This window comes from Bradyrhizobium sp. USDA 3315, assembly GCF_054056795.1.
This window is the reverse complement of sequence record NZ_JBSRYP010000001.1, coordinates 7760847-7783733: the sequence shown is the minus strand read 5'-3', so window position 1 is coordinate 7783733 and position 22887 is coordinate 7760847. Positions and strand designations below refer to the sequence as shown.

Here is a 22887-nt window from a genome sequence, read left to right as displayed (position 1 = left end):
CGCGGAGGGAGACCGTCCATGCAGCCGGAACCGATCTTCGATCTCGCGCATCTCGGGCACATGGAGCTTTTGACGCCGAAGCCGGACGAGAGCCTGAAATTCTTTGTCGACGTCATGGGCATGACCGTCAGCGGCCGCAAGGGCGAGTCGGTCTATCTGCGCGGCTGGGACGATTACGAGCGCTATTCGCTGAAGCTGACGGCGTCGAAGACTTCGGGGATGGAGCACATGGCGCTGCGGGCGCGCAGCCCGCAGGCGCTCGAACGCCGCGTTGCCGCGCTGAAGGGCTCGGGCTTCGATATCGGCTGGATCGACGGTGACATGGGGCAGGGGCCGGCATTCCGCTGCCGCGATCCCGACGGCCATGTCATCGAGCTCTATTACGAGACCGAGTGGTACGAGGCGCCGGCCGAGCTGAAGCCCGCGCTGAAAAACCAGGCGCAGCGCTTTCCGGCGCGCGGCGTCAATGTCCGCCGGCTTGACCATCTCAATTGCCTTGCGGTCGACATCAAGGCCAACCGTCTGTTCTTCGAAGACTACCTCGGCTGCCGCACCACCGAGCAGATCGTGCTCAACGACGGCACGGAAGCCGCGATGTGGATGACGATGTCGAACAAGAGCTACGACTTCGCCTATACGCGCGACCATTACGGCAAGCCCGGCCGGTTTCACCATGTTACCTACGCGCTCGACAGCCGCGAGGAGATCCTGCGGGCCGCGGATATTTTTCTCGAGCACGGGGTGCATATCGAGACCGGGCCGCACAAGCACGCGATCCAGCAGACCTTCTTCCTCTATGTCTATGAACCCGGCGGCAACCGCGTCGAGGTCGCCAACGCCGGCGCACGCCTGATCCTCGCGCCGGACTGGAAGCCGATCGTGTGGACCGAGGAAGAGCGCAGGAAGGGACAGGCGTGGGGGTTGAAGACGATCGAGTCGTTTCACACCCACGGCACCCCGCCCGTGATCGACTAGATGCGAGACCGCCGCACGAAGGCCGCCCGAGCGCGTCGATACGCCGCCGCGAACACCCGCGGTCGCTGACGACAGCGCCGACGCGCAACCGATATGATCCGGTTCGCGGCGGCGGACGCTGCGCCGCGCGAAATTTGAACCGGTGAGAGCGGGCACAATGGCTGGCAAGACGCGAAAGACGTCGGCGAAGGGGGCGAAAAAGAGCGCCGCGAAGCGTGGCTCTGCAAAGCCGCGTCTGCTCGCGGGCAGCAATCCGCAGATCGCAAAAGGCTATGGCGATGCTCCGGTGCAAGCCTATATCGCCGCGATGCCCGGGTGGAAGCGCGACGTCGGGCGCAAGCTTGACGCGCTCATCGTGCGTGCCGTCCCCGGCGTGCACAAGGCGGTGAAGTGGAACTCGCCGCTCTACGGCATGGAAGGCGACGGCTGGTTCCTCGGCATCCATGTCTTCACGCGCTACGTCAAGGTGGCTTTCTTTCGCGGTGCGTCGCTGCATCCGGTGCCGCCGGGCGAGTCCAAGCAGCAGCACACGCGCTATCTCGACATTCACGAGAACGACGAGCTCGACGAAGCCCAGTTCACCGCGTGGGTGAAGCAAGCCAGTCAATTGCCCGGCGAACGGATGTGAGTGGCAACGCAGGTCAGGACCGGTAAGCAGCGGCCACGACGCGCTGTCGATGCAGCTCTGCGCGATAGAGCATTGCCTCGCCTCAGCCCTTTGGTGTTAGGCTGCACCAAAGCCCGATGAATCCCCATCGCGCTTTGGATTGTTGTCCTGGCATGATCTTTTCGGAAAACCGCTTCGCACTTTTCCGGATCATGCTCTGGTAACGTCAGAGGAAAACGTCGATGAGCGAACACACGACGGACAAGCGCGTGCGAGAGGCGTCTCGCAGGCGATTCCTTCAGGCCGGCGCAGCACTGGCCGGTGGCTCCGCCATATCGGGAGTTGCCGGTTCTACCGCGCTTGCCGAACAGGGGAATAATCTTCCGCCCAATGTGCCGGAATGGATGAAAGCGCCCGGCGACCCGATGGGAAGCCAGCCCTATGGCACGCCGTCGGTTCACGAGAAGGCTGTCGTCAAGAACATCTCGAAGACGCTGCCGCAATACATCTCCGCTTCGGGCCGCACGCCGCTGCAGGAGCTCGACGGCATCATCACGCCGAACGGTTTGTTCTACGAACGCCACCATGGCGGCGTGCCGACCATCGACCCGGCCGAGCACCGGCTGGTGCTGCATGGCATGGTCGATCGCCCGCTGGTGTTCACGATGGAGGACATCCGCCGCTTTCCGTCGCAGTCGCGCATCCACTTCCTCGAGTGCTCCGGCAATCCGGTCTACACCAAGCCGTACGGCAAGACGGCCTCCGACCTCGTCGGCCTGCTGAGCTGTGCGGAATGGACCGGCGTGCCGCTCAAGACGGTGCTGGACGAGGCGGGCCTGCAGGCGGGTGCCAAATGGATCGTGGCCGAAGGCGCCGACGCGGCGGCGTTGACGCGCTCGATCCCGATCGAGAAATGCCTCGACGACGCCATGCTGGTCTACAGCCAGAATGGCGAGCGGCTGCGCCCGCAGCAGGGCTATCCGCTGCGCCTGTTGCTGCCCGGCTTCGAGGGCAACATGAACGTGAAGTGGCTGCGCCGGCTCAAGGTCGTCGCCGAGCCGGCCTATTCGCGCGAGGAGACCTCGAAATACACCGACCCGATGCCCGACGGCACGTCGCGCGAATTCACCTTCTATATGGAAGCCAAGTCGATCATCACGCGGCCGTCCGGCGGGCAGAAGCTGACCGCGCAGGGCTTTCACGAGATTACCGGCATCGCCTGGAGCGGTCACGGCAAGGTCAAGAGCGTCGAGGTCTCGCTCGACGAGGGCAAGAGCTGGCAGCAGGCCGAATTGCAGGAGCCGGTGTTGACGCGCGCGCTCACGCGTTTCCGCTTGCCCTGGCATTGGGACGGCAAACCCGCCGTGATCCAGAGCCGCGCCGTCGACGAGACCGGATACGTCCAGCCGACGCTGGCGGAATTGGTCAAGGTGCGCGGTCTCAACTCGTTCTACCACAACAACGCGATCTGGCCCTGGCGCATCGATGCGAATGGTGAGGTGACCAATGGCCAGGCGTAAGCTCAAGGCGGCGTTCCTCGTGAGTGCGATCGCGATGCTCGCGACTGCCGGGCAGGCCGAGGATCGCTTTGGCATCGGGCGTGCGGCAACGCCTGTCGAGATCGGCGGCTGGAACATCGATATCGGCCGTGACGGCTCCAACCTGCCGCCGGGCAACGGCAGCGTCGAGCGCGGCCGCACGGTGTTCAGCGAGCAATGCGCGGCGTGCCACGGCGACAACGGGCAGGGCGGCGTCGGCGACCGCCTGGTCGGCGGACAGGGCACGCTGGCGAGTCTCAAGCCGATCCGCACCGTCGGCAGCTATTGGCCCTATGCGCCGACGCTGTTCGACTACATCCGCCGCGCGATGCCGCAGAACGCGCCGCAGTCGCTGAGCAATGAGGACGTCTACGCGGTTTCCGCCTACATCCTCAGCCTGAACGGCATCGTGCCGGCCAATGCGGTGCTCGACGCCAAGTCGCTCGCCGCCGTCAAGATGCCGAACCGCGACGGCTTCGTCTCCGATCCGCGGCCGGACGTGCACAACCACTGAGCGGCAGGCACGGCCGGCTGGCTCGCAGCATCGTGACGTCGTGGCCCCTGTGCCTGGAGGATTGCCGTCCCTATCTCCGTTTGGGGGCGGCTCGGCCGTCATCCGGCACACGTTTATTGATCGATAGGAGAGGCCGCATGACCAGGTCATGGGCAGTCGCAGCCGCTGTGCTGCTCGTGGGAATGACGTTTACGCCGGTCGCGGCCCAGATGTCGGAGCCGGCATATTTCGACGCGCAAAATCCCGGGCGCAGCGCGATCAACGGCGGCGCCCTGACGCCATGGGGCGAGGCCCAGGAGGCCGCGCAGCGCGGCAGCAATCCGGCGAACGCCTACGGCGCCATGTCCGCGGCGGAGCCATCTTCCGCCTGCGCGCGCTACCGTTCATTCGATCCGGCGTCCGGTACCTTCCTTGGCCGCGACGGCCGCCGCCATCCCTGCCGATAAGGCCCTGTACCGCGCTTGGCGGTGGATAAGGGCGCCGGCATTCGCCCGGCGCCCGAACGACTGGACGTTAGGCGCGTTATAGTCCGCCGATCGTGTCGGGTCCCGCCGGACCCGAGCGGCGGAGGACACCCGGCGTGACAGATGCTCTGGCCGGTTTCTGGGACCGAAAGTCGACCTCGGACCTGTTGCGGGAGGCGGCGCGGGCCGATGGCGACGCGGAGACGCCGATCTTCAGGCGGTCGCTGTCGGCGTTGCAACTGGTCACGCTCGGTATCGGCGGCATCATCGGCGCCGGCATCTTCGTGCTGACGGGCCACGCGGCCGCCGCCAATGCCGGTCCCGCGGTCACGCTCTCCTTCATGATTGGTGCGGTGGCCTGCGCCTTCGCCGGCCTGTGCTACGCCGAGATGTCGTCGACGGTGCCGATCTGCGGCAGCGCCTACACCTATGCCTATGCCACGCTCGGCGAACTGATCGCCTGGATCATCGGCTGGGATCTGATCCTCGAATACGCGGTCGGCGCGATCGCGGTCTCGGTCGGGTGGTCCGGCTATTTCGTCAGTCTGATGCGCGATTTTGGCATCGACCTGCCGCCGCAATTCACCTCGGCGCCGCTCGCCTACGACGTCAACACCGGCGCGTGGTCGTCGACCGGTGCGGTCATCAACATCCCGTCGATGGCGATCATCGCCTTCGTGACCACGCTGCTGGTGGTCGGCATTCGCGAGTCCGCGCGCTTCACCAGCTTCGTCGTCGTGGTCAAGCTCGTCGTGATCGCGCTGTTTCTCGCCACCGCGGCTTCCTCGGTGACGCTGGCGAACTGGGTGACGGCGAGCAACCCGGAGGGCGCGCTGATCCCGCCGAATGCCGGTCCTGGCGTGTTCGGCTGGTCCGGCGTGGTCCGCGGCGCGGCGGTGGTGTTCTTCGCCTATATCGGCTTCGACGCGATCTCGACCGCGGCGCAGGAAGCGAAGACGCCGGAGCGCGACATGCCGATCGGCATTCTCGGCTCGCTCGTGATCTGCGCCGCGCTCTATGTCGCGGTCGGATTCGTGCTGACCGGCATCGTGCCCTATGACCGGCTCAGCGTGCCCGATCCGATCGCGGTCGGCATCGATGCGATCGGTATCGGCTGGCTCGGTCCGTTCATCAAGCTCGGCATCCTGTTCGGATTGACATCGGTGATCCTCATCATGCTGCTGGCGCAACCGCGGATCTTTCGCGCCATGGCGCATGACGGATTGCTGCCGGGCTTTGCCGCTAAGATCCATCCGCGCTTCCAGACCCCCTATGTCTCGACCATCTTCGCCGGCACCGTGGCCGCTCTTCTCGGTGGGCTGTTGCCGATCGGGCTGGTCGGCGAACTGGTCTCGATCGGCACGCTGTTCGCGTTCACGGTGGTCTCGATCGGCACGCTGGTGCTGCGCGTGCGCGATCCGGAATTGCCGCGTCCGTTCAAGGCGCCGGCGATCTGGCTGGTGGCCCCCGCCGCCGCTGCAACCTCGCTGTTCCTGATGTTCGGCCTGCCGCTCGACACTTGGATCAGGCTCGCGGTGTGGCTAATGATCGGGCTTGTGATCTATGCGGCCTATGGCAGACGGCACAGCCGGCTGCGGGCAGGCGGCGGGGACCGCGCGGGCCTATAGTGCGCGCGCGTGCGGCCTGCTAGATGTACGCGTTGAGATAGCACCGCAAGCCGCGACAGGCCGGCATTCCCCGGGGAGACTTCCATGCAAAATCCAACGGCAGGCGCGCGATGGATGGTCGCCGCGCTCGTCTCGATCAGCATCGCGTCGGCTGCGCCCGGTCGCGCAGCCTCGGTTGCGCCGGCCGCTGCCGAGAACGGCATGGTGGTCTCCGCGCAGCATCTCGCGACCCAGGTCGGCGTCGAGGTGTTGAAGCGGGGCGGCAATGCGGTCGATGCGGCGGTCGCCGTTGGTTACGCGCTTGCGGTGGCCTATCCCGCCGCCGGCAATCTCGGTGGCGGCGGGTTCATGACCATCCAGTTCGCCGATGGCCGCAAGACCTTCCTGGATTTCCGCGAGACCGCGCCGAAAGGCGCCACAGCCGACATGTATCTCGACAAGGACGGCAACGTTATCCCCGGCCTTTCGACCAAGGGGCATCTCGCTGTCGGCGTACCGGGCTCGGTGGCCGGGATGGAGTATGCGCGCGAGAAATACGGCACAATGAAGCGCGCTGACGTCATCGCGCCGGCGCTGCAACTGGCGGAGGATGGTTTTGTGCTCGACCAGGGCGACGTCAGCATGCTGCAGACCTCGACCAAGGACTTTCAGGACGATCCGGCCTCGGCCGCGATCTTCCTCAACAACGGCAAGCCGTTCCAGGTCGGCGAACGGCTGACGCAGCATGAGCTCGCCGAGACGCTGCGCGAGATCAGCAAGCGCGGCAGTGATGGCTTCTACAAGGGCTGGGTTGGTGCTGCGATCGTCGCCGCGAGCCAGGCCGGCAAGGGACTGCTGACGCAGGAGGATCTGGACAACTACAGGGTTCGCGAGCTGGCGCCGGTCGAATGTGACTATCGCGGTTACCACGTGGTCTCGGCGCCGCCGCCCAGTTCGGGCGGTGTGGTGATCTGCGAGATGCTCAACATCCTCGAGGGCTATCCGCTGAAGGAGCTCGGCTACCACTCGGCGCAAGCGGTGCACTACCAGATCGAGGCGATGCGCCACGCTTACGTCGATCGCAACAGCTATCTCGGCGATCCGGACTTCGTGAAAAATCCGCTCGAGCGCCTGCTCGACAAGACCTACGCCGCGAAGATCCGTGCCGCGATCGACCCGGCCAAGGCCGGTGTGTCCAGGGACATCAAGCCCGGCGTTCCGCCGCATGAGGGCAGCAACACCACGCACTATTCGATTGCCGACAAGGACGGCAACGCGGTGTCGGTCACCTACACGCTGAACGACTGGTTCGGTGCCAAGGTGACGGCGGCCAGGACCGGCGTGCTGCTGAACGACGAGATGGACGACTTCACCGCCAAGGTCGGCGTGCCGAACCTGTATGGGCTGGTGCAGGGGGAGGCCAACGCGATCGTCCCCGGCAAGCGTCCGCTGTCCTCGATGAGCCCGACCATCGTCTCCAAGGACGGCAAGCCGGTCATCGTGATGGGCACCCCGGGCGGCAGCCGCATCATCACCGCCGTGCTGCTGACGATGATCAACGCCATCGACTACGGCATGAACGCGCAGGAGGCCGTGGACATGCCGCGCTTCCACCAGCAGTGGCTCCCCGAGGCGACCAACCTCGAGGACTACACGCTGTCGCCGGATACGCGGAAGATCCTGGAGGGCATGGGCCACAAATTCGGCCCGCCGCATCCGGCCAACCACCTCGCGGTGATTATCATCGGCGCGCCGTCGCTGGGCGGCAAGCCGGTCGGCAGCAACCGCTTCTATGGCGCGAACGACCCGCGCCGCAATTCGGGGCTCGCCGCGGGCTATTGATGGTGACGGCTAGCTAGCGACAATCCGTAGCCCGGATGAGCGAAGCGACATCCGGGTCTTGTTGAGCTCCCGCATGTCGCTCCGCTCGTGCGGGCTGCCGCTCCAATTGATCCGTGCTGCGGTCAGGCGACGGCGGTCGACCTGCCGTCCTTTTGCCCGCTGGTCAGCAGCAGGCGCCGGCGGATCGCGTCTTCGATCAGAGCCAGGGATTGCTTGGCTTCGCGCGCCTCGGCTTCGGCGGCCTGGGCGCGGAATTCGGCCGCATCGAGTTGCTCCTGTTGGGACTCGATGCGCCGTCGGGCTTCCTCAAGCGCCCGCGACGCATCCCTCAATTTGCGCTCGGTGGCGGCAATGATTTCGAGCTGCGCCTGTTCGGCGGCCTCGGCGCGCGCTTCGCCGGCGCGAGCCCTGTCCTCGATGCTGCGGAACAAATCCGCCGCCTGGTAGACGAGGTCCAAGGCTTCTGTGCCCATGGCCGATGCGGGTGGTCTTGGAAATCCAAGAACGTTAGGGTCGGCCGTAAATGGCCGTTTAAATCCGCGCAGTGCCATCCAAATCAGCCCGTCGCGAGTCGGTGTATGCCAACAACTTGCGGTAGTTATAGTTAACAAATCCTTAATGTGATTGGCGCGCCGGCGCTGTCCACCGGTTTCTGATGTCGCAGCACCCAAATCGTCGGCCGGATCGGGGAATCGATCCGTCCGGCCCGCGCTTTTCTTTCGGAACGTGCTCTCCGCGCAAGCGTATCGAGACCGCAGCGCTATCAGGCGCGGTGCGCGAAGCGCGCAGCGCTGCAGCGGAGATCGATGCAGCCTCCGCGGGGCGCTGCCAGTCGGCGAGGTCTGCCGATTTGGCTGCGGGCGCGAGCCGGGCTCTATGGCATAAGTTTGACGCCTGGCTTGCTTTAATTCTCCGGTGTTGAATTGCAGGTCCATGGAGCGACCGATATACCGGGCGGCCTAAGTGGCACGCAGCGCGCTCAGAACGAGCGACGTATTCGCCACGGAAATCTGGTCGATGAAATTTCTGTTGCGGTTCTTCGGGTTCCTGTTCACCGCAGGCACCATCCTGTTCCTGGCTGGTTTGGCCGCGGTCGCAGGGCTGTTCTGGCATTTCTCCAAGGACCTGCCCGAGTATTCGCAGCTCCAGAACTACGAGCCGCCGGTGATGACCCGCGTGCACGCGGCCGACGGCTCGCTGCTCGGCGAATACGCCAAGGAGCGCAGGCTTTATCTGCCGATCCAGGCGGTGCCGAAGCTCGTGATCAACGCGTTCCTCGCCGCCGAGGACAAGAATTTCTACGAGCATGGCGGCGTCGACTACACCGGCATGGCGCGCGCCGGTGTCGCCTACATCCAGAACTTCGGTTCCAACCGGCGGCCGCAGGGCGCCTCGACGATCACCCAGCAGGTCGCCAAGAACTTCCTTTTGACCAACGAGGTGTCGTTCACCCGCAAGATCAAGGAAGCCTTGCTGGCGATGCGAATCGAGCGGGCTTACTCCAAGGACAAGATCCTCGAGCTCTATCTCAACGAAATCTATCTCGGCCTTGGCGCCTACGGCATCGCGGCGGCCTCGCTGGTGTATTTCGACAAGTCCGTCAATGAGCTGACGGTCGCGGAAGCGGCCTATCTGGCGGCGCTGCCGAAAATGCCGGCCAGCCTGCATCCGGTGCGCAACCGCGCGCGCGCCGTCGAGCGCCGCAACTACGTGATCGATCGCCTGCAGGAGAACGGCTGGATCACCGCGGCCGACGCCGACAAGGCGCGCAAGGAGCCGCTGACCGTCACCAACCGCAGCAATGGCGCGCACACCTTCGCCGGCGAATACTTCTCGGAAGAAGTCCGCCGCGACATCTTCGAGCGCTATGGCGAGAAGAAGCTCTATGAGGGCGGCCTATCGGTGCGCACCACGCTCGATCCCAAGATCCAGGTGATGGCGCGCAAGGCCATGGTGGCTGGGCTCGTGAACTATGACGAGCAGCAGGGCTATCGCGGTGCGATCCAGAAGCTCGACCTGACCAGTGACTGGGGCGTGCCGCTCGCCGAGATCAAGTCGCTGTCCGACATCTCGCCGTGGCGGATGGCGGTGGTGCTGGAGAGCAACGACCAGTCGGCGCGGATCGGCTTCCAGCCGGGCCGCGAGCTCGGCGGCGCCATTAGCAAGCAGCGCGATACCGGCATCATCACGATGGACGGCGTGCGCTGGGCCAAGAGCAAGGGCAAGACGCCGACATCGGTGGCGCAGGTGCTGCAGCCCGGCGACGTGATCTACGCCGACCCGCTCTTCAGCAAGGACGGCCAGCGCATCGAAGGCCAGTACCGGCTGCGCCAGATCCCCGAACTGTCGGGTGCGATGGTGGCGATGGATCCGCACACCGGCCGCGTGCTGGCGATGGTCGGCGGCTTCTCGTTCGACCAGAGCCAGTTCAACCGCGCGACGCAGGCCTATCGGCAGCCCGGCTCGACCTTCAAGCCGATCGTCTATTCGTCGGCGCTCGACAACGGCTACACCGGATCGACCATGATGATCGACGCCCCGATCGAGATCGACCAGGGGCAGGGCAACATCTGGCGGCCCGAAAACTTCTCGACCGGCAAGTATCAGGGCCAGGTGACGCTGCGCAACGCGCTGCGGCTCTCGCTCAACACGGTGACCGTGCGGCTGGCGCAGGAAATCGGCATGCCGCTGATCGGCGAATATGCAAAGCGCTTCGGCGTCTATGACGAGTTGCCGAACTATCTCGCCTACGCGCTCGGCGCCGGCGAAACCACGGTGATGCGGATGGCCACGGCCTATTCGATGATCGCCAATGGCGGCGTCCGCGTGAAGCCGACCTTGATCGACCGCATCCAGGACCGCTACGGCCACACCATCTTCAAGCACGATCAGCGCGAATGTCGCGGCTGCGACGCGCCGGAGGGCTGGAAGAACCAGCCGGAGCCGCAGCTCGTCGACCGCCGCGAGCGGGTGCTCGACGCGATGTCCGCCTACCAGATCACCTCGCTGATGGAGGGCGTGATTCAGGCCGGTACCGGCACCGCGCTGAAGGACGTCGGCAAGCCGCTCGCCGGCAAGACCGGCACCTCGAACGAGGCCAAGGATCTCTGGTTCGTCGGCTTCTCGCCGGACCTCGTGGTCGGTCTCTATGTCGGCTACGACAAGCCGCGCTCGCTCGGCCGCAACGCGCAGGCCGGCCACACCGCGGCGCCGATCGCGCGCGACTTCCTCAAGCTCGCGCTGGCCGACAAGCCCGCCACCCCGTTCAAGCAGCCGGTCGGCATCCGGCTGGTCCTGGTCGATGCCAAGACCGGCCAGCGCGCCGCGCCCGGTCAGAACAGGGGCGTGGTGCTCGAAGCCTTCAAGCCGGGCCAGGCGCCGCCGGTCAATGATCCCGGGATGGTCGCCGGTACCGATGTGATCGACGGCACCCAGCAGGGCATTTCGCCGGACGCCGATCGGGCCGTGATGCGGTCAGGGACGGGCGGGCTGTACTGAGGCTTGGTGGGCAGGCCTTCGGGCCGCGATTTTCACGCCCATTCCTCGCCAACAATGCTTGCCAAGCGTGGGACCAAGCGGGTAGAAGGTCGCTCTCGCGCGGGCGCTGATTTGGCAGGCGAACCCGCTGCACCGAGATGTCCAGTCATCCAGCTAAGCTGTTGATACCACGGACTATTCTTGGGGAATGGTGTAACGGTAGCACAACAGACTCTGACTCTGTTTGTCTTGGTTCGAATCCAGGTTCCCCAGCCAATCCGCCTCGGTGGCGTGAATCAGCCTCTCAAATCCCGACGAGATTGCCGGCTGCAGCTGCCGACGGAGGTCCAGTCGTATGTGTGCCATCACGGCATGAGGGTGGATTGGTCCGGCGTAATCCACCATGGTCTCGCGCGTGTGGTCCGGCTCGTTGCACCAGAGGTTTAGGCTGATGGACGAAATTCTCTATGCCCGCGAAGCGTCGATCGGCGTCGATGAGTTCATCGAGGTGCTGCGGCAGTCGGGCCTCGGCGAGCGGCGACCGCTGGCGGATACCGACCGGATGGAGCGCATGATCGCCAATGCGAATCTGATCGTGACGGCGCGGAAGGCGGGCAAGTTGGTCGGCGTGTCGCGCGCGCTGACCGATTTCGCCTATTGCTGCTATTTGTCGGACCTTGCGGTCGATCGCGGGTACCAGGGACATGGCATCGGCAAGCGTCTGATCGCGGAAACGCGGCGCCTCGCCGGACCTGAATCGATGTGCCTGCTGTTGTCGGCGCCGGACTCGATTGGGTTCTACAAGACCATCGGCATGCCGCAGCCGGACAACGCGTTCCTCTACAAGCGGGAGCGATAACTGCGCGGCGTTACTTGATCTTGTCGTAGACCGTCGCGAAATCGGCGAGCGGCATCGGGATGGAGATGGTTTCCTTGCCGAGATTCTGGAACGACACCTTCAGCTGCTTGCCCGATTTCAGCTGGGTCAGGACATCGGCGGCGATCGGCGTATTGATGTAGCAGCCGCGCGCCTCGCAAGTCTGGATCGGCACGTCGACGGCCTTGCCGTCGTCGACCTGCAGCTTGGCGCCGACAGGCAGGTTCAATCCGAGTGGAAGCTGGATCAGCGCCACCGGCGTGCGGGTGTCGCCGGGAACGCGGATATTGACCAGCACGATGAGCTGGCCGGTCTTGGTGAGCACCGCGGTCTGTTCCATCGCGCATTCGAGCGGAGCGTCGCGGCTCGCACTGGTACAGCGCGCGACCCAGCCGGAGTTGTTGGGGGCTGCTGTATCACCCTGAGGAGCCGCGGGCGCAGCTGCCGGAGTGGGCGCGTTCTTGCTCTTGGCCGTCTGGGCGTGGCCGGAGTGGGCTATGCCGAACACGGTGAACAGGACGAAGAGCGACTTTGCGACAATCTTCACGGTACCGGCTCCGAAATGGACATCTTTCGGATGTGCCGGGATGCCGGCAAAGTCAAGTCACTCGGCGGCCTCCTTGACCGATCCATGCTCGCTGTCGTCAGCGTCGTGGTCGGCGGGCGGCGAGCGGCCCCAGTTGGCAAACGCGTTGGAGAGCCTGTCGAGATAGAGATAGACGACCGGCGTCGTGAACAGCGTCAGCGCCTGGCTGACGATCAGGCCGCCGACCATGGCGTAGCCGAGCGGCTGGCGGATTTCCGAGCCGGTGCCGGTCCCTAGCATCAGCGGCACGCCGCCGAGCAAAGCGGCCATCGTCGTCATCATGATCGGGCGGAAGCGGAGCAGGGCGGCCTGGCGGATCGCCGCCACCGGCTCCATGTGCTGGTCGCGCTCGGCCGCGATCGCGAAGTCGACCATCATGATGCCGTTCTTCTTCACGATGCCGATCAACAGGATGATGCCGATCAGCGCGATCAGCGAGAAGTCGAAGCCGGCCGCCATCAGGATCGCGAGCGCGCCGACGCCGGCCGACGGCAGCGTCGACAGAATCGTGATCGGGTGGATGTAGCTCTCATAGAGAATGCCGAGGATCAGGTAGACGACCACGAGCGCCGCGAGGATCAACAGCGGGACGGTCGACAGCGATTGCTGGAACGCCTGCGCGGTACCCTGGAAGCTCGAGCTCAGTGTCGGCGGCGCGCCAAGGTCGACCATCGCCTTCTGCACCGCTTCCGTCGCCTGGCCGAGCGCAACACCCTGCGCCAGGTTGAACGAGATGGTGATCGCCGGGAACTGGCCCTGGTGGCTGATCGAGAGCGGCCGTACCGGCACGCTGGTCCAGGTCGCGAAGGTCGAGATCGGCACCTGTTCGCCGGTCAGCGGAGACTTGATGTAGATCTTGTTCAGCGTGTCGATCGCGCCCTGGAGCTCCGGCAACACCTCGAGGATGACGTGGTAGCTGTTGAGCTGGGTGAAGTACTGCGTCACCTGGCGCTGGCCGAACGCGTCATAGAGCGTGTCGTCGATCAGCTGCGGCTGGATGCCATAGCGCGAGGCGGTGTCGCGGTTGATCTTCAATTCGAGCGTGGTGCCGTTGGTCTGCTGGTCGGTGGCGACGTCGCGCAGCTGCGGCAGCGTCTGCATCTTGCCGAGAATCTTCGGCGCCCATTCGTTCAATTCGGCGAGGTTGGCATCCTGCAGCGTGAATTCGAACTGGGTGCGGGTCGGGCGGCCGCCGAGGCGGACGTCCTGCGCCGCCTGCATGAACAGCCGGGCACCCTCGACCTTCTCCAGCTTCGGCCGCAGCCGGGCGATGACCTGCTGCGCGTTGGCGTCGCGATCCTTCAGCGGCTTCAGCGTGATGTACATCGCGCCGTTGTTGCCGGCGCGGCCGCTGCCGCCGATCGCCATCGCCACCGTCGCCACCGCGGGATCCTGCTGCACGATCTTGCCGAGTTCCTCCTGCTTCCGCTTCATGTCGGCGAAGGAGATGTCCTGGTTGGCTTCCGAGGTCGCGGTGATCAGGCCGACGTCCTGCTGCGGGAAGAAGCCCTTCGGGATGACGACGAACAGGTAGACTGACAGCGCCAGCGTCCCGAAGAAGATCATCAACGTCGTGAACTTCCAGCGCAAAGCGAGGTCGAGCACGCTCTGATAGCCGCGCAGCATGGCGTCGAAGCCGCGCTCGCTGAGCTGGTAGAACCGGCCGTGCTTCTCGTCATTGTGGGCGCGCAGGAAGCGCGAGGCCATCATCGGGGTCAGCGTCAGCGACACGAACATCGAGACGAAGATGGTCATCGCCAGCACGACCGCGAATTCGCGGAACAGGCGGCCGATGATGCCGCCCATCAGCAGCAGCGGGATCAGCACCGCGACCAGCGAGATGCTGATCGAAACGATGGTGAAGCCGATTTCCTGCGAGCCCCTGAAGGCGGCAGCCATCGGCTTCTCGCCCTCTTCGATGTAGCGGCTGATGTTCTCCAGCATCACGATGGCGTCGTCGACCACGAAGCCGACCGCGATCGTCAGCGCCATCAGCGACAGATTGTCGAGCGTGTAGCCGAACACCCACATCAGCGCGCAGGCGCCGAGCAGCGCCAATGGCACCGTGACTGTCGGGATCACGGTCGCCCAGAAACTGCGCAGGAAGACGAAGATCACCATCACGACCAGGAAGATGGTCAGCAGCAGGGTGAACTGGACGTCCTCGACCGCCGCGCGGATCGTGGTGGTGCGGTCGCTGATGACGTCGATCTTGATCGCCGGCGGGATCGCGGCGACCAGCCGGGGCAGCGTCGCCTTGATCTTGTCGACGGTGTCGATGACGTTGGCGCCGGGCTGCTTGAAGATGACGAGGAATACGCCGCGCTTGCCGTTGGCCCAGGCGGCCTGCTTGGCGTCCTCGGGCCCGGTGACGGCCTGGCCGATGTCACGGATCCGCAGCGGCCCGCCGTTGCGGTAGGCGATGATGACGTCGTTCCACGGGCTTGCCGTCAGCAACTGGTCGTTGGCGTAGATGGTATAGGCGCGGGTGGCGCCGTCGATATTGCCCTTCGGACTGTCGACGGTGGCGATGTTGATCGCGGCGCGGACGTCCTCCAGCGACAGGCCCTTGGCGACGAGCTTGGCCGGGTCGATCTGGACGCGAACCGACGGCTTCTGCTGGCCGCCGATGATGACCTGCGCAACGCCCGAGATCTGGCTGATCTGCTGCGCCAGCTGGGCGTCGACGGCATCGCTGACCGTCGTCAGCGGCAGCGTGTCCGATGTCGCCGACAGCAGCATGATCGGCGAGTCCGCCGGGTTGACCTTGCGGTAGGTCGGCGGCGAGGGAAGGGTTTTCGGCAACTGGCCGCTGGCCGCGTTGATGGCGGCCTGCACGTCATTGGCGGCGCCGTCGATGCTGCGGTTGAGGTCGAACTGGATGGTGACCGCCGCCGTGCCGAGATAGCTCGTCGAGGTCATCTGCGCGATGCCCGGGATCTGCGCGAACTGGCGTTCCAGCGGCTGGGCGACCGATGTCGCCATCGTTTCCGGGCTGGCGCCGGGCAGGGTCGCGGTGATCTGGATGGTGGGGAAGTCGACCTGCGGCAGCGGCGCGACCGGCAGCAGGGGATAGGCGACGAGACCGACGAACAGGATGCCTGCCATCAGCAGCGAGGTGCCGATGGGGAAACGAATGAATGGTGCGGAAATTCCGGCGCCGACGCTCATTCCTGCGCAACCTTCGACTGGGACGGATCCGAGCTCGCCACCGCCGTTGTCACCAGGGTTCCCGGCGAGACCTTGTACTGGCCCGCGGTGATCACCTGCTGTCCCGGCGACAGGCCCTCGTCGATCACCGACTTGCCGTCGATCGACTGACTGACCTTGATCTTGCGAAGCTCGGCCTTGTTCTCCTGATTGACTGAATACGCGTAGAGGCCATCGGTGCCATGCTGCACCGCGTCATCCGGGACGACGGTGGCATCCTTCAAGGTTCTGACCAGAAGGCGGGTCGAGACCGACTGGCCCGGCCACAGCGCGTGGTCCTTGTTATCAAACACCGCCTTCAGCCGGACAGTCCCGCTTGACGTGTCGACCTGATTGTTGATCAGCGCCAGGGTTCCCGTGGATAGCACCCGCTTGCCGTCGGTGGTCAGGGCAATGGTCTTGGGCGGCGCCACGGCCAGCGCCGCCTTGATATCCGGCAGCTGGTCTTCCGGCGCGGTGAAGATCACCGTGATCGGCTCGATCTGGGTGATCGTGACAATGCCAGTCTGGGCCGAGGCATTGACGATGTTGCCGATATCGACCAGTCGCAGGCCGACAATGCCGTCGATCGGGGACTTGACGGTGGTGTAGTCCACCTGGGTCTGGGCGTTGAAGATGGCGGCCTCGTCAGCCGAGATCTGGGCGGTCAGCTGCGCCACCGTGGAGCGCTGGGTGTCGAGCTGCTGGCGTGTCGCGAACTCGCCGAGCCTGGTGGTGCGCTGCAGGTCGAGATTGGCGTTGGCGAGATTGGCTTCGTCCTGGGCCTTCTTGGCCTTGGCCTGGTCGAGCGTTGCCTGATAGGGCCGCGGATCGATCTCGACCAGCGTGTCCCCGGCCTTGACGAACTGGCCTTCCTTGAAAGCGATCCTGGTGATCTGGCCGTCGACCCGGGTGCGGACCTGGACGGTGTTGAATGCCTGCACGGTGCCGAGACCCGTGAGATAGACCGGGAAGTCGGCCTTCTCGACCGGCGAGATCTTGACCGGGACGGCCGGGCGTTGGGCGGAGCGCTTCTGGGCGGCTTCGGCCGCCTGTTGGTTGCTCGTGTGTTTCTGCCAGCCGAAATAACCGGCGGCGCCGACCGCAGCGATCACTAAAACCCAACCGATGGTGCGTGACTTTGACATACGGACTCTTGGGTTCGACGTAACAATAAAGGCTGATCGAAACGGTTCACAGAGCTTGCGGATATAATATGCGTGCACTTAATGTGTAAACACACCAAGGCTTGAGAATCCTAAACATTTGGAAAGGTTTAGGTCAGAAACGAGCAGAAACAATTCGCCTGGGAAACGCACCGAGGACCCCTATGTCGCTCGATCTCAAACGCCAGTTTATCGCGCAGCTTGTCGAGAGTTCCCGGCTGCTGCGCAATTATATCGATCATCGCGCCAAGGCGCGAGGCACCACGCGTGCGCAATGGATCGTGCTCTTCCGCCTGCGCGAGCAGGAGGGACTTTCCCAGGTCGATCTCGCCGACGTCCTCGAATTGCAACCGATCTCGCTGGTGCGGCTGCTCGACCGCCTCGTCGAGCATGGCCTGCTCGAACGCCGGCCCGATCCCAGGGATCGCCGTGCCAATCGCCTGTTCCTGACCCGGAGCGGGCGTCGTCTCGTCGACGATCTCGACAGTTTGCGCGACGCGATCGCCGGCGACGTGTTGCGCGACGTCTCCGACAAGCACGTCGAAAGCGGCCTCGCCACGCTGCGCGAGGTCAAGGATCGCATCAAGGCGCTCGGCGAGGAGGCGGAGCGCATCGCTGCGAAATAGCGCATCTCATCGCGCGCAGATTCCTTCGCTTTATCCATTCACCCGTTGCAGCGTGCCGGTTGAATCGTCGCGGGATGTCGTTCATATCGCGCGGCAACGATGCGAGAGGACGAGGGCTGCGATGGATGAGTTGAACGGGCGCATGATGGCATGCCAGATCCTGGTCACCGGATTGATCGCGCGCGTCGCCAACGAGCAGCGGGATCCGCTGCGCTTTCTCACCGACTTCCGCGACGAGATCAAAGCGGTCGTCAACGGCGTCAACATCGCCGGCCTCGAGAACAGCGACCGCGTGCGGCAGGTCGCGCAGCGGACGATCGACGAGCTGTTTTCGCTGATGAAGCCGCCAGGCGCCGAGTAATCGCGTGGACGCATGGACAGCGCCCGCAAGCCGCGATCAATGACGGGCAGCTCTGATTTAGAACGATTATTAGAACGCTTAAAAACTTTACTTTAGAACGATTTCAAACCGTAGATTAGAATCGCTTTGAATTGGGGCGATTCAAGCCGACTGTTGCGCTCGTCGCATTGATAAAGAAGGTCACGCTCGATAACCGATGGAGACAGTTCGTCGCAGCTTCATTTCGCGAACGAGCTGATTTTTCTGGGGCGAGCAAGACATGAGCAATGTGAAGGCGCCGAGATCGCTGCGCTTCGATGCAGCGATCGGTTCGGCTGATGACACCGGTTATTCCGCCACGAAGGTCTCCGCAGTCGCGAGCCTAATCGCGGTGGCGTCGTTTTCGGGGGCCGAAGCGCAGCAATCCAACCTGCCGCCGGTGAATGTCGATGCCCCGGTCGCTCGCCCGCGGCCCGTGACGTCAAAGCCCACGTCGGACCAGGTCCGCGCCCGCAACGCGCTGCGCCGCGCCGCGCGCCGCAACAACCAGCAAGCACTGCAGGCGCCGGTGCCGTTTCCCAACGCCGGCGGTCTTCCCGCCGACCGCGATCCGTACGCGGATCCGGCCGCGCCGTACAAGGGCGACCGTTTGCAGTCGTCCGGGAAATATCCCGAGCCGATCCTGAACACGCCGAAATCGGTCACGGTGCTGACCAAGGACGTGCTCGAAGACAAGAACGCCACCTCGCTGAAGTCGGCGATCCTGTCGACGGCCGGCGTCACGCTCGGCACGGGCGAGGGCGGCAATGCCTTCGGCGACCGCTTCTTCATCCGCGGTTTCGATGCGCGCAACGACATCTTCATCGACGGCGTGCGCGACTCCGGCGTCAGCGTCCGCGAGAACTTCTTCACCGAGCAGGTCGAGATCCTGCGCGGCCCGGGCTCGTCCTTTGCCGGCCGCGGCACCACCGGCGGCGCGATCAACATCGTCACCAAGCAGGCGACGACGCAGAACAGCTTCTACAACATGGACACCACGTTCGGCACCGATCGCACCAAGCGCGTGACGCTCGACGTCAACCAGGTGATCAGCCCGACGCTGGCGATCCGCGCCGGCGGCCTGTTCCAGGATGCCGGCGTCGCCGGCCGCAGCTATGTCACCGACGACCGCAACGGCGCGTTCGTCGCCGGAACATGGAAGCCGGTTGATGCGGTGAAGATCGCCGGCAACTACATCCACACTGAACTGACCGGACTCCCGGATTTCGGCGTGCCGTATTACCGGCCGAGCACCGCGAGCACGGCCGGCGGCCCGTTCCCGGATTTCGGCGTCAACCGCAACAATTGGTACGGTTTCGTCAACCGCGACTTCTTCAGGACCGGGCAGGACATCGGCACCATCAACGCCGAAGTGCAGATCACGCCGGACCTCGTGGTCAGCAACAAGATCCGGGAATCGCGTTCGACCCAGAACTACATCGGCACGCTGCCGGAAGCGCCGACGCTTGCCGCCGGCGCTCCGTTCACGGCGTATACGCTGAGCGCCAATCCGCAAAGCCGCTACCAGGTCACCGACGTGTTCGCCAACCAGACCGAGGCGACCTACAAATCGGTCGACGGCCTCGGCTTCAAGCACACGACGACGGCCGGCGTCGAATACGACAACGAGCGGTCCTCGATCGACAGATATCTCGGCCTGAGCTCGGAAATAACGACCGGCACATCGGCTTTCACGGGAAGCGGATCGCTCTCCGGCGTCAGCGTGTTCAATCCGCAATACACCAACATTCCGTTCCCGATTCCGTCGGGGTTGTCCGGGATGCCGACCAAGATCGGGATCGACACCACCAGCGGCTACATCATGGATACCGCGAACTATAATGACTTCGTGATCCTCAATGGCGGCATCCGCTACGACGACTACAAGATCAACACGTCAGGATATCTGACGTCGGGCAATAGGACCACATTCGGCAGTCAGTCGGCTGACTTCGGGATGCCGAACTTCAACCTCGGCCTTACCTTGAAGCCGCTGCCGAACGGCAGCGTCTATGCGGCCTATGCGACCTCGTCGAACCCTGTCGGCGCCGAGTTCGACGGTACCAGCACTGCGTATGGCGGCCTGTCTCCGGTGTTGAACGGCGGCAATACCCAGATTTTCGGGCCGGAAAAGAACAAGGCGATCGAAGTCGGCACCAAGTGGGAATTGTTCGATCGTCATCTGCTGGTGACGGCGGCGCTGTTCCAGACCGAGAAGGAAAATGCGCGCGAATCGCAGAACGTGAACAACGCAACCGCGGCCGCGGCGCTCGGCTGCTCCTATCCGACCGGGACGACCGGCAATATTTCCTGCATCACCGCGGGCGCGGCCTACCGCATCCGCGGCATCGATCTCGGTGTCGGCGGCAAGATCACCGACAAATGGAGCGTGTTCGGCGGTCTCGTGCTGATGCAGTCGGCAGTGACGAGGTCGCTGGCGCCGCCGGCCAACACCATCCTGTACTCCAGCAATGTCGGACTGCCGCTCGCCAACGTCGCGCACCAGTCGTTCAGCATGCTGACCAAGTATCAGCTCACCGACATGTGGGAGCTTGGCGGGCAGGCGGTGTATCGCTCGAAGGTCTATGGCGGCACGCTGCTGGCGGCCAACCAGGGTACCTCGATCCCGAGCTACTGGCGCTTCGACGCCTTTGCCGAAGCAAAGATCGACAAGCACTGGACGATGAAGCTGTTCGTCAACAACATCTTCGACAAGCGCTACTACGACGCGCTGTACCAGAGCGCGGCGCCGTTCGTGCTCGAAGCGCCGGGACGCGCCGCGTATCTGGTTGTTTCTGCGCGTTACTGACGGAGGCTTCGCGGCACGAGATGCTGATCTGTGTTCCCAACGTATTGAGCAAGGCTGATGTGGCGGACTTCCGCCGCATCATGGCGCAAGCCGAATGGGAGGACGGCCGCTCGACCGCCGGCGCCGCGTCCGCGATGGTCAAGCGCAACGAGCAGCTGCCGCCCGACAGCGAGGTCGGGCGGCAGCTCGGCAATCGCATTTTGTCGGCGCTGTCGGCGAGCCCGCGCTTCATCTCGGCGGCGATCCCGCTTAGAATCTTTCCACCCTTGTTCAACCGCTATGCCGCCAGCGACGGGCACCATTTCGGCCTGCACGTCGACAATGCGGTGCGCGGCGACAGGCTGACCGGCATGAGGATCCGCACCGACCTCTCGGTCACGCTGTTTTTATCGGAGCCGGAGGACTACGACGGCGGCGAGCTCGTCATCGAAGACCTCTACGGATCCCATGAAATCAAGCTGCCGGCGGGCGATCTCGTAGTTTATCCTGCTTCCAGTTTGCATCTGGTCACGCCGGTCACGCGGGGGACCCGGGTAGCGTCTTTTTTCTGGCTGCAGAGCATGGTACGGGATGCACACGCGCGCAGCCTGATCTTTGATCTCGATACCGCGATCCAGGCTCTGGTGGAGCGGCTGGGGCGCGATGACCCCGAAACGGTCAAATTGACCGGGATTTATCACAACCTGATCCGTCACTGGGCTGAAGTGTAACTGATGATGACATTCAAGTTCCCCGCTGCATCCGCCATGATCGCCTCGCTGGCGATGCTGATGCTGGCCGCGCCGTCTTCGGCGCAGCAGCAAACGGCGCCCGTAGCGCAGCCCGCACCCGTGACCCGGCCTCAGGCCGCACCCGCAGCCCAGCCGGCGGCTGCCCAGCCCGCGCCGGCCGCCCAGGCCGCGCCGGTGGCCGCCCAGCCGGCACAAGCGGCGCCGCAGGCTCAGGCCGCGCCGGCCCCTGCGGTGGCGGCTCCGGCTCCGACGGCGAACGAGGCGTCCCTGGCTGCGCCCGCGAGCGGCGACAGCAAGTCGCTGAAGTCGACCTCGACCGGCCTGCACGAATTGTCGCCGTGGAATATGTTCTTGAACGCCGACATCATCGTGAAGGCGGTGATGCTCGGTCTCGCTTTCGCGTCGCTCGTGACCTGGACCGTATTCATCGCCAAGATGGTCGAGCTGACCGTGGCGCAGCGCAAGCTGCGCGGCGCGCTGGCCAAGATCGCTGAATCGCGCTCGCTGGCCGAAGCGCAGTTCGCGCTCGGCGCCAAGGGCAGCGTGCTGTCGTCATTCATCGCAGCTGCGATGCGCGAGGGGCGCCTGTCGGCGGGCATCTCGAGCGACAGCGGCATCAAGGAGCGCGCGGCGTCGAGCTTCGCCGAGATCGTGCGCGCCGAAGCCCGCAAGATCCGCATCGGCATGGGCCTGCTCGCGACCATCGGCGCGACGTCGCCCTTCGTCGGCCTGTTCGGCACCGTCTGGGGCATCATGAACAGCTTCATCGGCATTTCGAAGTCGCAGACGACCAACCTTGCCGTGGTGGCGCCGGGCATTGCGGAAGCGCTGCTCGCGACCGCGATCGGCCTCGTCGCGGCGATCCCCGCGGTCATCATCTACAACCATTTCTCGCGCGTCACGAAGGTCTATCTCGAGCTCGTCAACCGCGCCTCGGGCGCCGCGGGACGGCTGTTGTCGCGCGATCTCGACCGCACCCATGGCGACGTTCCGCGTAACGCGCATGCGCGCGCCGCGGCGGCGGAGTAGGCGATGGCAGTCTCGATCTCCGAGAACGATGGCGACGACGATTTCGCGGAATCCCACGAGATCAACGTCACGCCGTTCATCGACGTCATGCTGGTGCTGCTGATCATCTTCATGGTGGCAGCACCGCTCTCGACCGTCGATCTTCCGATCGATCTGCCGACCTCCAGCGCGACGCCGCAGAAGAAGCCGGACAAGCCGACCTATCTCAGCATCAAGCCGGATCTGACGCTGGCGATCGGGGAGAACGCGGTGAAGCGCGTCGACCTGGTCAATTCGCTGGATGCCGTGCCCGACATGACCCGGGACAAATACGTGTTCCTGCGGGCTGATCGGATGGTACCCTATGGCGAGCTGATGGGCGTGATGGAGCTGCTGCGCGCCGGCGGCTACACGCACGTGAAGCTGGTCGCGCTCGAGGGCGTTCCGGGAGCGCCCGCGGCGGCGCAGGCCGATCCTGCCAAACCCTGACGG

At 64.7% G+C, this 22887-nt stretch carries 19 protein-coding genes and 1 tRNA gene; 16 read left to right on the top strand and 4 right to left on the bottom strand.

The window, feature by feature from the left end:
• Positions 1-18 precede the first annotated feature (18 nt).
• From ACVIYL_RS36595 to ggt, 7 genes are all read left to right on the top strand, one after another.
• Positions 19-975: a catechol 2,3-dioxygenase gene (locus ACVIYL_RS36595; RefSeq protein ID WP_456780870.1), complete on the top strand. Its 957-nt coding sequence runs from the start codon at positions 19-21 to the stop codon at positions 973-975.
• 157 nt (positions 976-1132) lie between these two features.
• Positions 1133-1603 carry a DUF1801 domain-containing protein gene (locus ACVIYL_RS36590; protein ID WP_253609151.1) on the top strand — a complete coding sequence of 157 codons (471 nt, stop codon included), beginning with the start codon at positions 1133-1135 and terminating at the stop codon, positions 1601-1603.
• Between the two features lie 221 nt (positions 1604-1824).
• On the top strand, positions 1825-3102 hold the full coding sequence (gene soxC, locus ACVIYL_RS36585; RefSeq protein WP_253609150.1) for a sulfite dehydrogenase: 1278 nt from the start codon (positions 1825-1827) through the stop codon (positions 3100-3102).
• Between the two features lie 34 nt (positions 3103-3136).
• Positions 3137-3634, top strand: coding sequence for a c-type cytochrome (locus tag ACVIYL_RS36580; RefSeq protein WP_253610035.1), 498 nt, complete (start codon positions 3137-3139; stop codon positions 3632-3634).
• Between the two features lie 137 nt (positions 3635-3771).
• Entirely contained in the window at positions 3772-4080 is a 309-nt protein-coding gene (locus tag ACVIYL_RS36575) for a BA14K family protein (protein WP_253609149.1), read from the top strand.
• A gap of 146 nt (positions 4081-4226) precedes the next feature.
• Positions 4227-5726 carry an amino acid permease gene (locus tag ACVIYL_RS36570; RefSeq protein ID WP_456781924.1) on the top strand — a complete coding sequence of 500 codons (1500 nt, stop codon included), beginning with the start codon at positions 4227-4229 and terminating at the stop codon, positions 5724-5726.
• Between the two features lie 84 nt (positions 5727-5810).
• On the top strand, positions 5811-7547 hold the full coding sequence (gene ggt / locus ACVIYL_RS36565) for a gamma-glutamyltransferase (RefSeq protein WP_253609147.1): 1737 nt from the start codon (positions 5811-5813) through the stop codon (positions 7545-7547).
• Positions 7548-7669: 122 nt separating this feature from the next.
• Here ggt and ACVIYL_RS36560 read toward each other — a convergent pair whose 3' ends face one another.
• Positions 7670-8005: a hypothetical protein gene (locus tag ACVIYL_RS36560; protein WP_456780869.1), complete on the bottom strand. Its 336-nt coding sequence runs from the start codon at positions 8003-8005 to the stop codon at positions 7670-7672.
• Between the two features lie 559 nt (positions 8006-8564).
• On the opposite strand from ACVIYL_RS36560, the gene ACVIYL_RS36555 reads away from it, so the two are divergent.
• The 3 genes from ACVIYL_RS36555 (at position 8565) to ACVIYL_RS36545 (ending at position 11883) form a co-directional block, all read left to right on the top strand.
• Complete coding sequence (locus tag ACVIYL_RS36555) at positions 8565-11045, top strand: penicillin-binding protein 1A (protein WP_456780868.1); 2481 nt, start codon at positions 8565-8567, stop codon at positions 11043-11045.
• A 181-nt stretch (positions 11046-11226) separates the two neighbouring features.
• Positions 11227-11300: transfer RNA gene (locus ACVIYL_RS36550), tRNA-Gln, on the top strand.
• 175 nt (positions 11301-11475) lie between these two features.
• Positions 11476-11883 carry a GNAT family N-acetyltransferase gene (locus ACVIYL_RS36545; protein ID WP_018271115.1) on the top strand — a complete coding sequence of 136 codons (408 nt, stop codon included), beginning with the start codon at positions 11476-11478 and terminating at the stop codon, positions 11881-11883.
• A gap of 10 nt (positions 11884-11893) precedes the next feature.
• On the opposite strand, the gene ACVIYL_RS36540 is transcribed toward ACVIYL_RS36545, so the two are convergent.
• From ACVIYL_RS36540 to ACVIYL_RS36530, 3 genes are read right to left on the bottom strand one after another with little or no spacing between them, the layout of a single operon-like run.
• Positions 11894-12448, bottom strand: a complete 555-nt coding sequence (locus tag ACVIYL_RS36540; RefSeq protein WP_253609144.1) for an invasion associated locus B family protein — start codon at positions 12446-12448, stop codon at positions 11894-11896.
• Positions 12449-12505: 57 nt separating this feature from the next.
• Entirely contained in the window at positions 12506-15658 is a 3153-nt protein-coding gene (locus ACVIYL_RS36535) for an efflux RND transporter permease subunit (protein WP_456780867.1), read from the bottom strand.
• A complete protein-coding gene (locus ACVIYL_RS36530; protein ID WP_456780866.1) occupies positions 15655-16824 on the bottom strand; it encodes an efflux RND transporter periplasmic adaptor subunit in 1170 nt (389 codons plus the stop codon). Before ACVIYL_RS36530 ends, ACVIYL_RS36535 begins: the two co-directional genes overlap by 4 nt.
• Positions 16825-17006: 182 nt before the next feature.
• Between ACVIYL_RS36530 and ACVIYL_RS36525 the strand changes: the two genes are divergently transcribed.
• The 6 genes from ACVIYL_RS36525 to exbD all read left to right on the top strand — a co-directional run bounded on the left by ACVIYL_RS36525 (position 17007) and on the right by exbD (position 22884).
• Positions 17007-17468, top strand: coding sequence for a MarR family winged helix-turn-helix transcriptional regulator (locus tag ACVIYL_RS36525; RefSeq protein WP_016841339.1), 462 nt, complete (start codon positions 17007-17009; stop codon positions 17466-17468).
• Positions 17469-17589: 121 nt separating this feature from the next.
• Positions 17590-17829 carry a hypothetical protein gene (locus tag ACVIYL_RS36520; protein WP_456780865.1) on the top strand — a complete coding sequence of 80 codons (240 nt, stop codon included), beginning with the start codon at positions 17590-17592 and terminating at the stop codon, positions 17827-17829.
• Between the two features lie 259 nt (positions 17830-18088).
• On the top strand, positions 18089-20656 hold the full coding sequence (locus ACVIYL_RS36515; protein ID WP_456780864.1) for a TonB-dependent receptor: 2568 nt from the start codon (positions 18089-18091) through the stop codon (positions 20654-20656).
• 20 nt (positions 20657-20676) lie between these two features.
• Positions 20677-21366, top strand: a complete 690-nt coding sequence (locus ACVIYL_RS36510; protein ID WP_253609141.1) for a Fe2+-dependent dioxygenase — start codon at positions 20677-20679, stop codon at positions 21364-21366.
• 3 nt (positions 21367-21369) lie between these two features.
• Positions 21370-22416, top strand: coding sequence for a tonB-system energizer ExbB (gene exbB, locus ACVIYL_RS36505; protein WP_456780863.1), 1047 nt, complete (start codon positions 21370-21372; stop codon positions 22414-22416).
• A gap of 3 nt (positions 22417-22419) precedes the next feature.
• On the top strand, positions 22420-22884 hold the full coding sequence (gene exbD / locus ACVIYL_RS36500; protein ID WP_076826519.1) for a TonB system transport protein ExbD: 465 nt from the start codon (positions 22420-22422) through the stop codon (positions 22882-22884).
• The last annotated feature ends 3 nt before the right edge of the window (positions 22885-22887 follow it).

Excerpts from the sequence above, each read along its gene's own strand:
- ACVIYL_RS36595 (WP_456780870.1), top strand. The coding sequence starts at position 19 with ATGCAGCCGGAACCGATCTTCGATCTCGCGCATCTCGGGCACATGGAG.
- ACVIYL_RS36590 (WP_253609151.1), top strand. The coding sequence starts at position 1,133 with ATGGCTGGCAAGACGCGAAAGACGTCGGCGAAGGGGGCGAAAAAGAGC.
- soxC (WP_253609150.1), top strand. The coding sequence starts at position 1,825 with ATGAGCGAACACACGACGGACAAGCGCGTGCGAGAGGCGTCTCGCAGG.
- ACVIYL_RS36580 (WP_253610035.1), top strand. The coding sequence starts at position 3,137 with ATGCTCGCGACTGCCGGGCAGGCCGAGGATCGCTTTGGCATCGGGCGT.
- ACVIYL_RS36575 (WP_253609149.1), top strand. The coding sequence starts at position 3,772 with ATGACCAGGTCATGGGCAGTCGCAGCCGCTGTGCTGCTCGTGGGAATG.
- ggt (WP_253609147.1), top strand. The coding sequence starts at position 5,811 with ATGCAAAATCCAACGGCAGGCGCGCGATGGATGGTCGCCGCGCTCGTC.
- ACVIYL_RS36555 (WP_456780868.1), top strand. The coding sequence starts at position 8,565 with ATGAAATTTCTGTTGCGGTTCTTCGGGTTCCTGTTCACCGCAGGCACC.
- ACVIYL_RS36545 (WP_018271115.1), top strand. The coding sequence starts at position 11,476 with ATGGACGAAATTCTCTATGCCCGCGAAGCGTCGATCGGCGTCGATGAG.
- ACVIYL_RS36535 (WP_456780867.1), bottom strand. The coding sequence starts at position 15,658 with ATGAGCGTCGGCGCCGGAATTTCCGCACCATTCATTCGTTTCCCCATC.
- ACVIYL_RS36530 (WP_456780866.1), bottom strand. The coding sequence starts at position 16,824 with ATGTCAAAGTCACGCACCATCGGTTGGGTTTTAGTGATCGCTGCGGTC.
- ACVIYL_RS36525 (WP_016841339.1), top strand. The coding sequence starts at position 17,007 with ATGTCGCTCGATCTCAAACGCCAGTTTATCGCGCAGCTTGTCGAGAGT.
- ACVIYL_RS36520 (WP_456780865.1), top strand. The coding sequence starts at position 17,590 with ATGGATGAGTTGAACGGGCGCATGATGGCATGCCAGATCCTGGTCACC.
- ACVIYL_RS36515 (WP_456780864.1), top strand. The coding sequence starts at position 18,089 with ATGAGCAATGTGAAGGCGCCGAGATCGCTGCGCTTCGATGCAGCGATC.
- ACVIYL_RS36510 (WP_253609141.1), top strand. The coding sequence starts at position 20,677 with ATGCTGATCTGTGTTCCCAACGTATTGAGCAAGGCTGATGTGGCGGAC.
- exbB (WP_456780863.1), top strand. The coding sequence starts at position 21,370 with ATGATGACATTCAAGTTCCCCGCTGCATCCGCCATGATCGCCTCGCTG.
- exbD (WP_076826519.1), top strand. The coding sequence starts at position 22,420 with ATGGCAGTCTCGATCTCCGAGAACGATGGCGACGACGATTTCGCGGAA.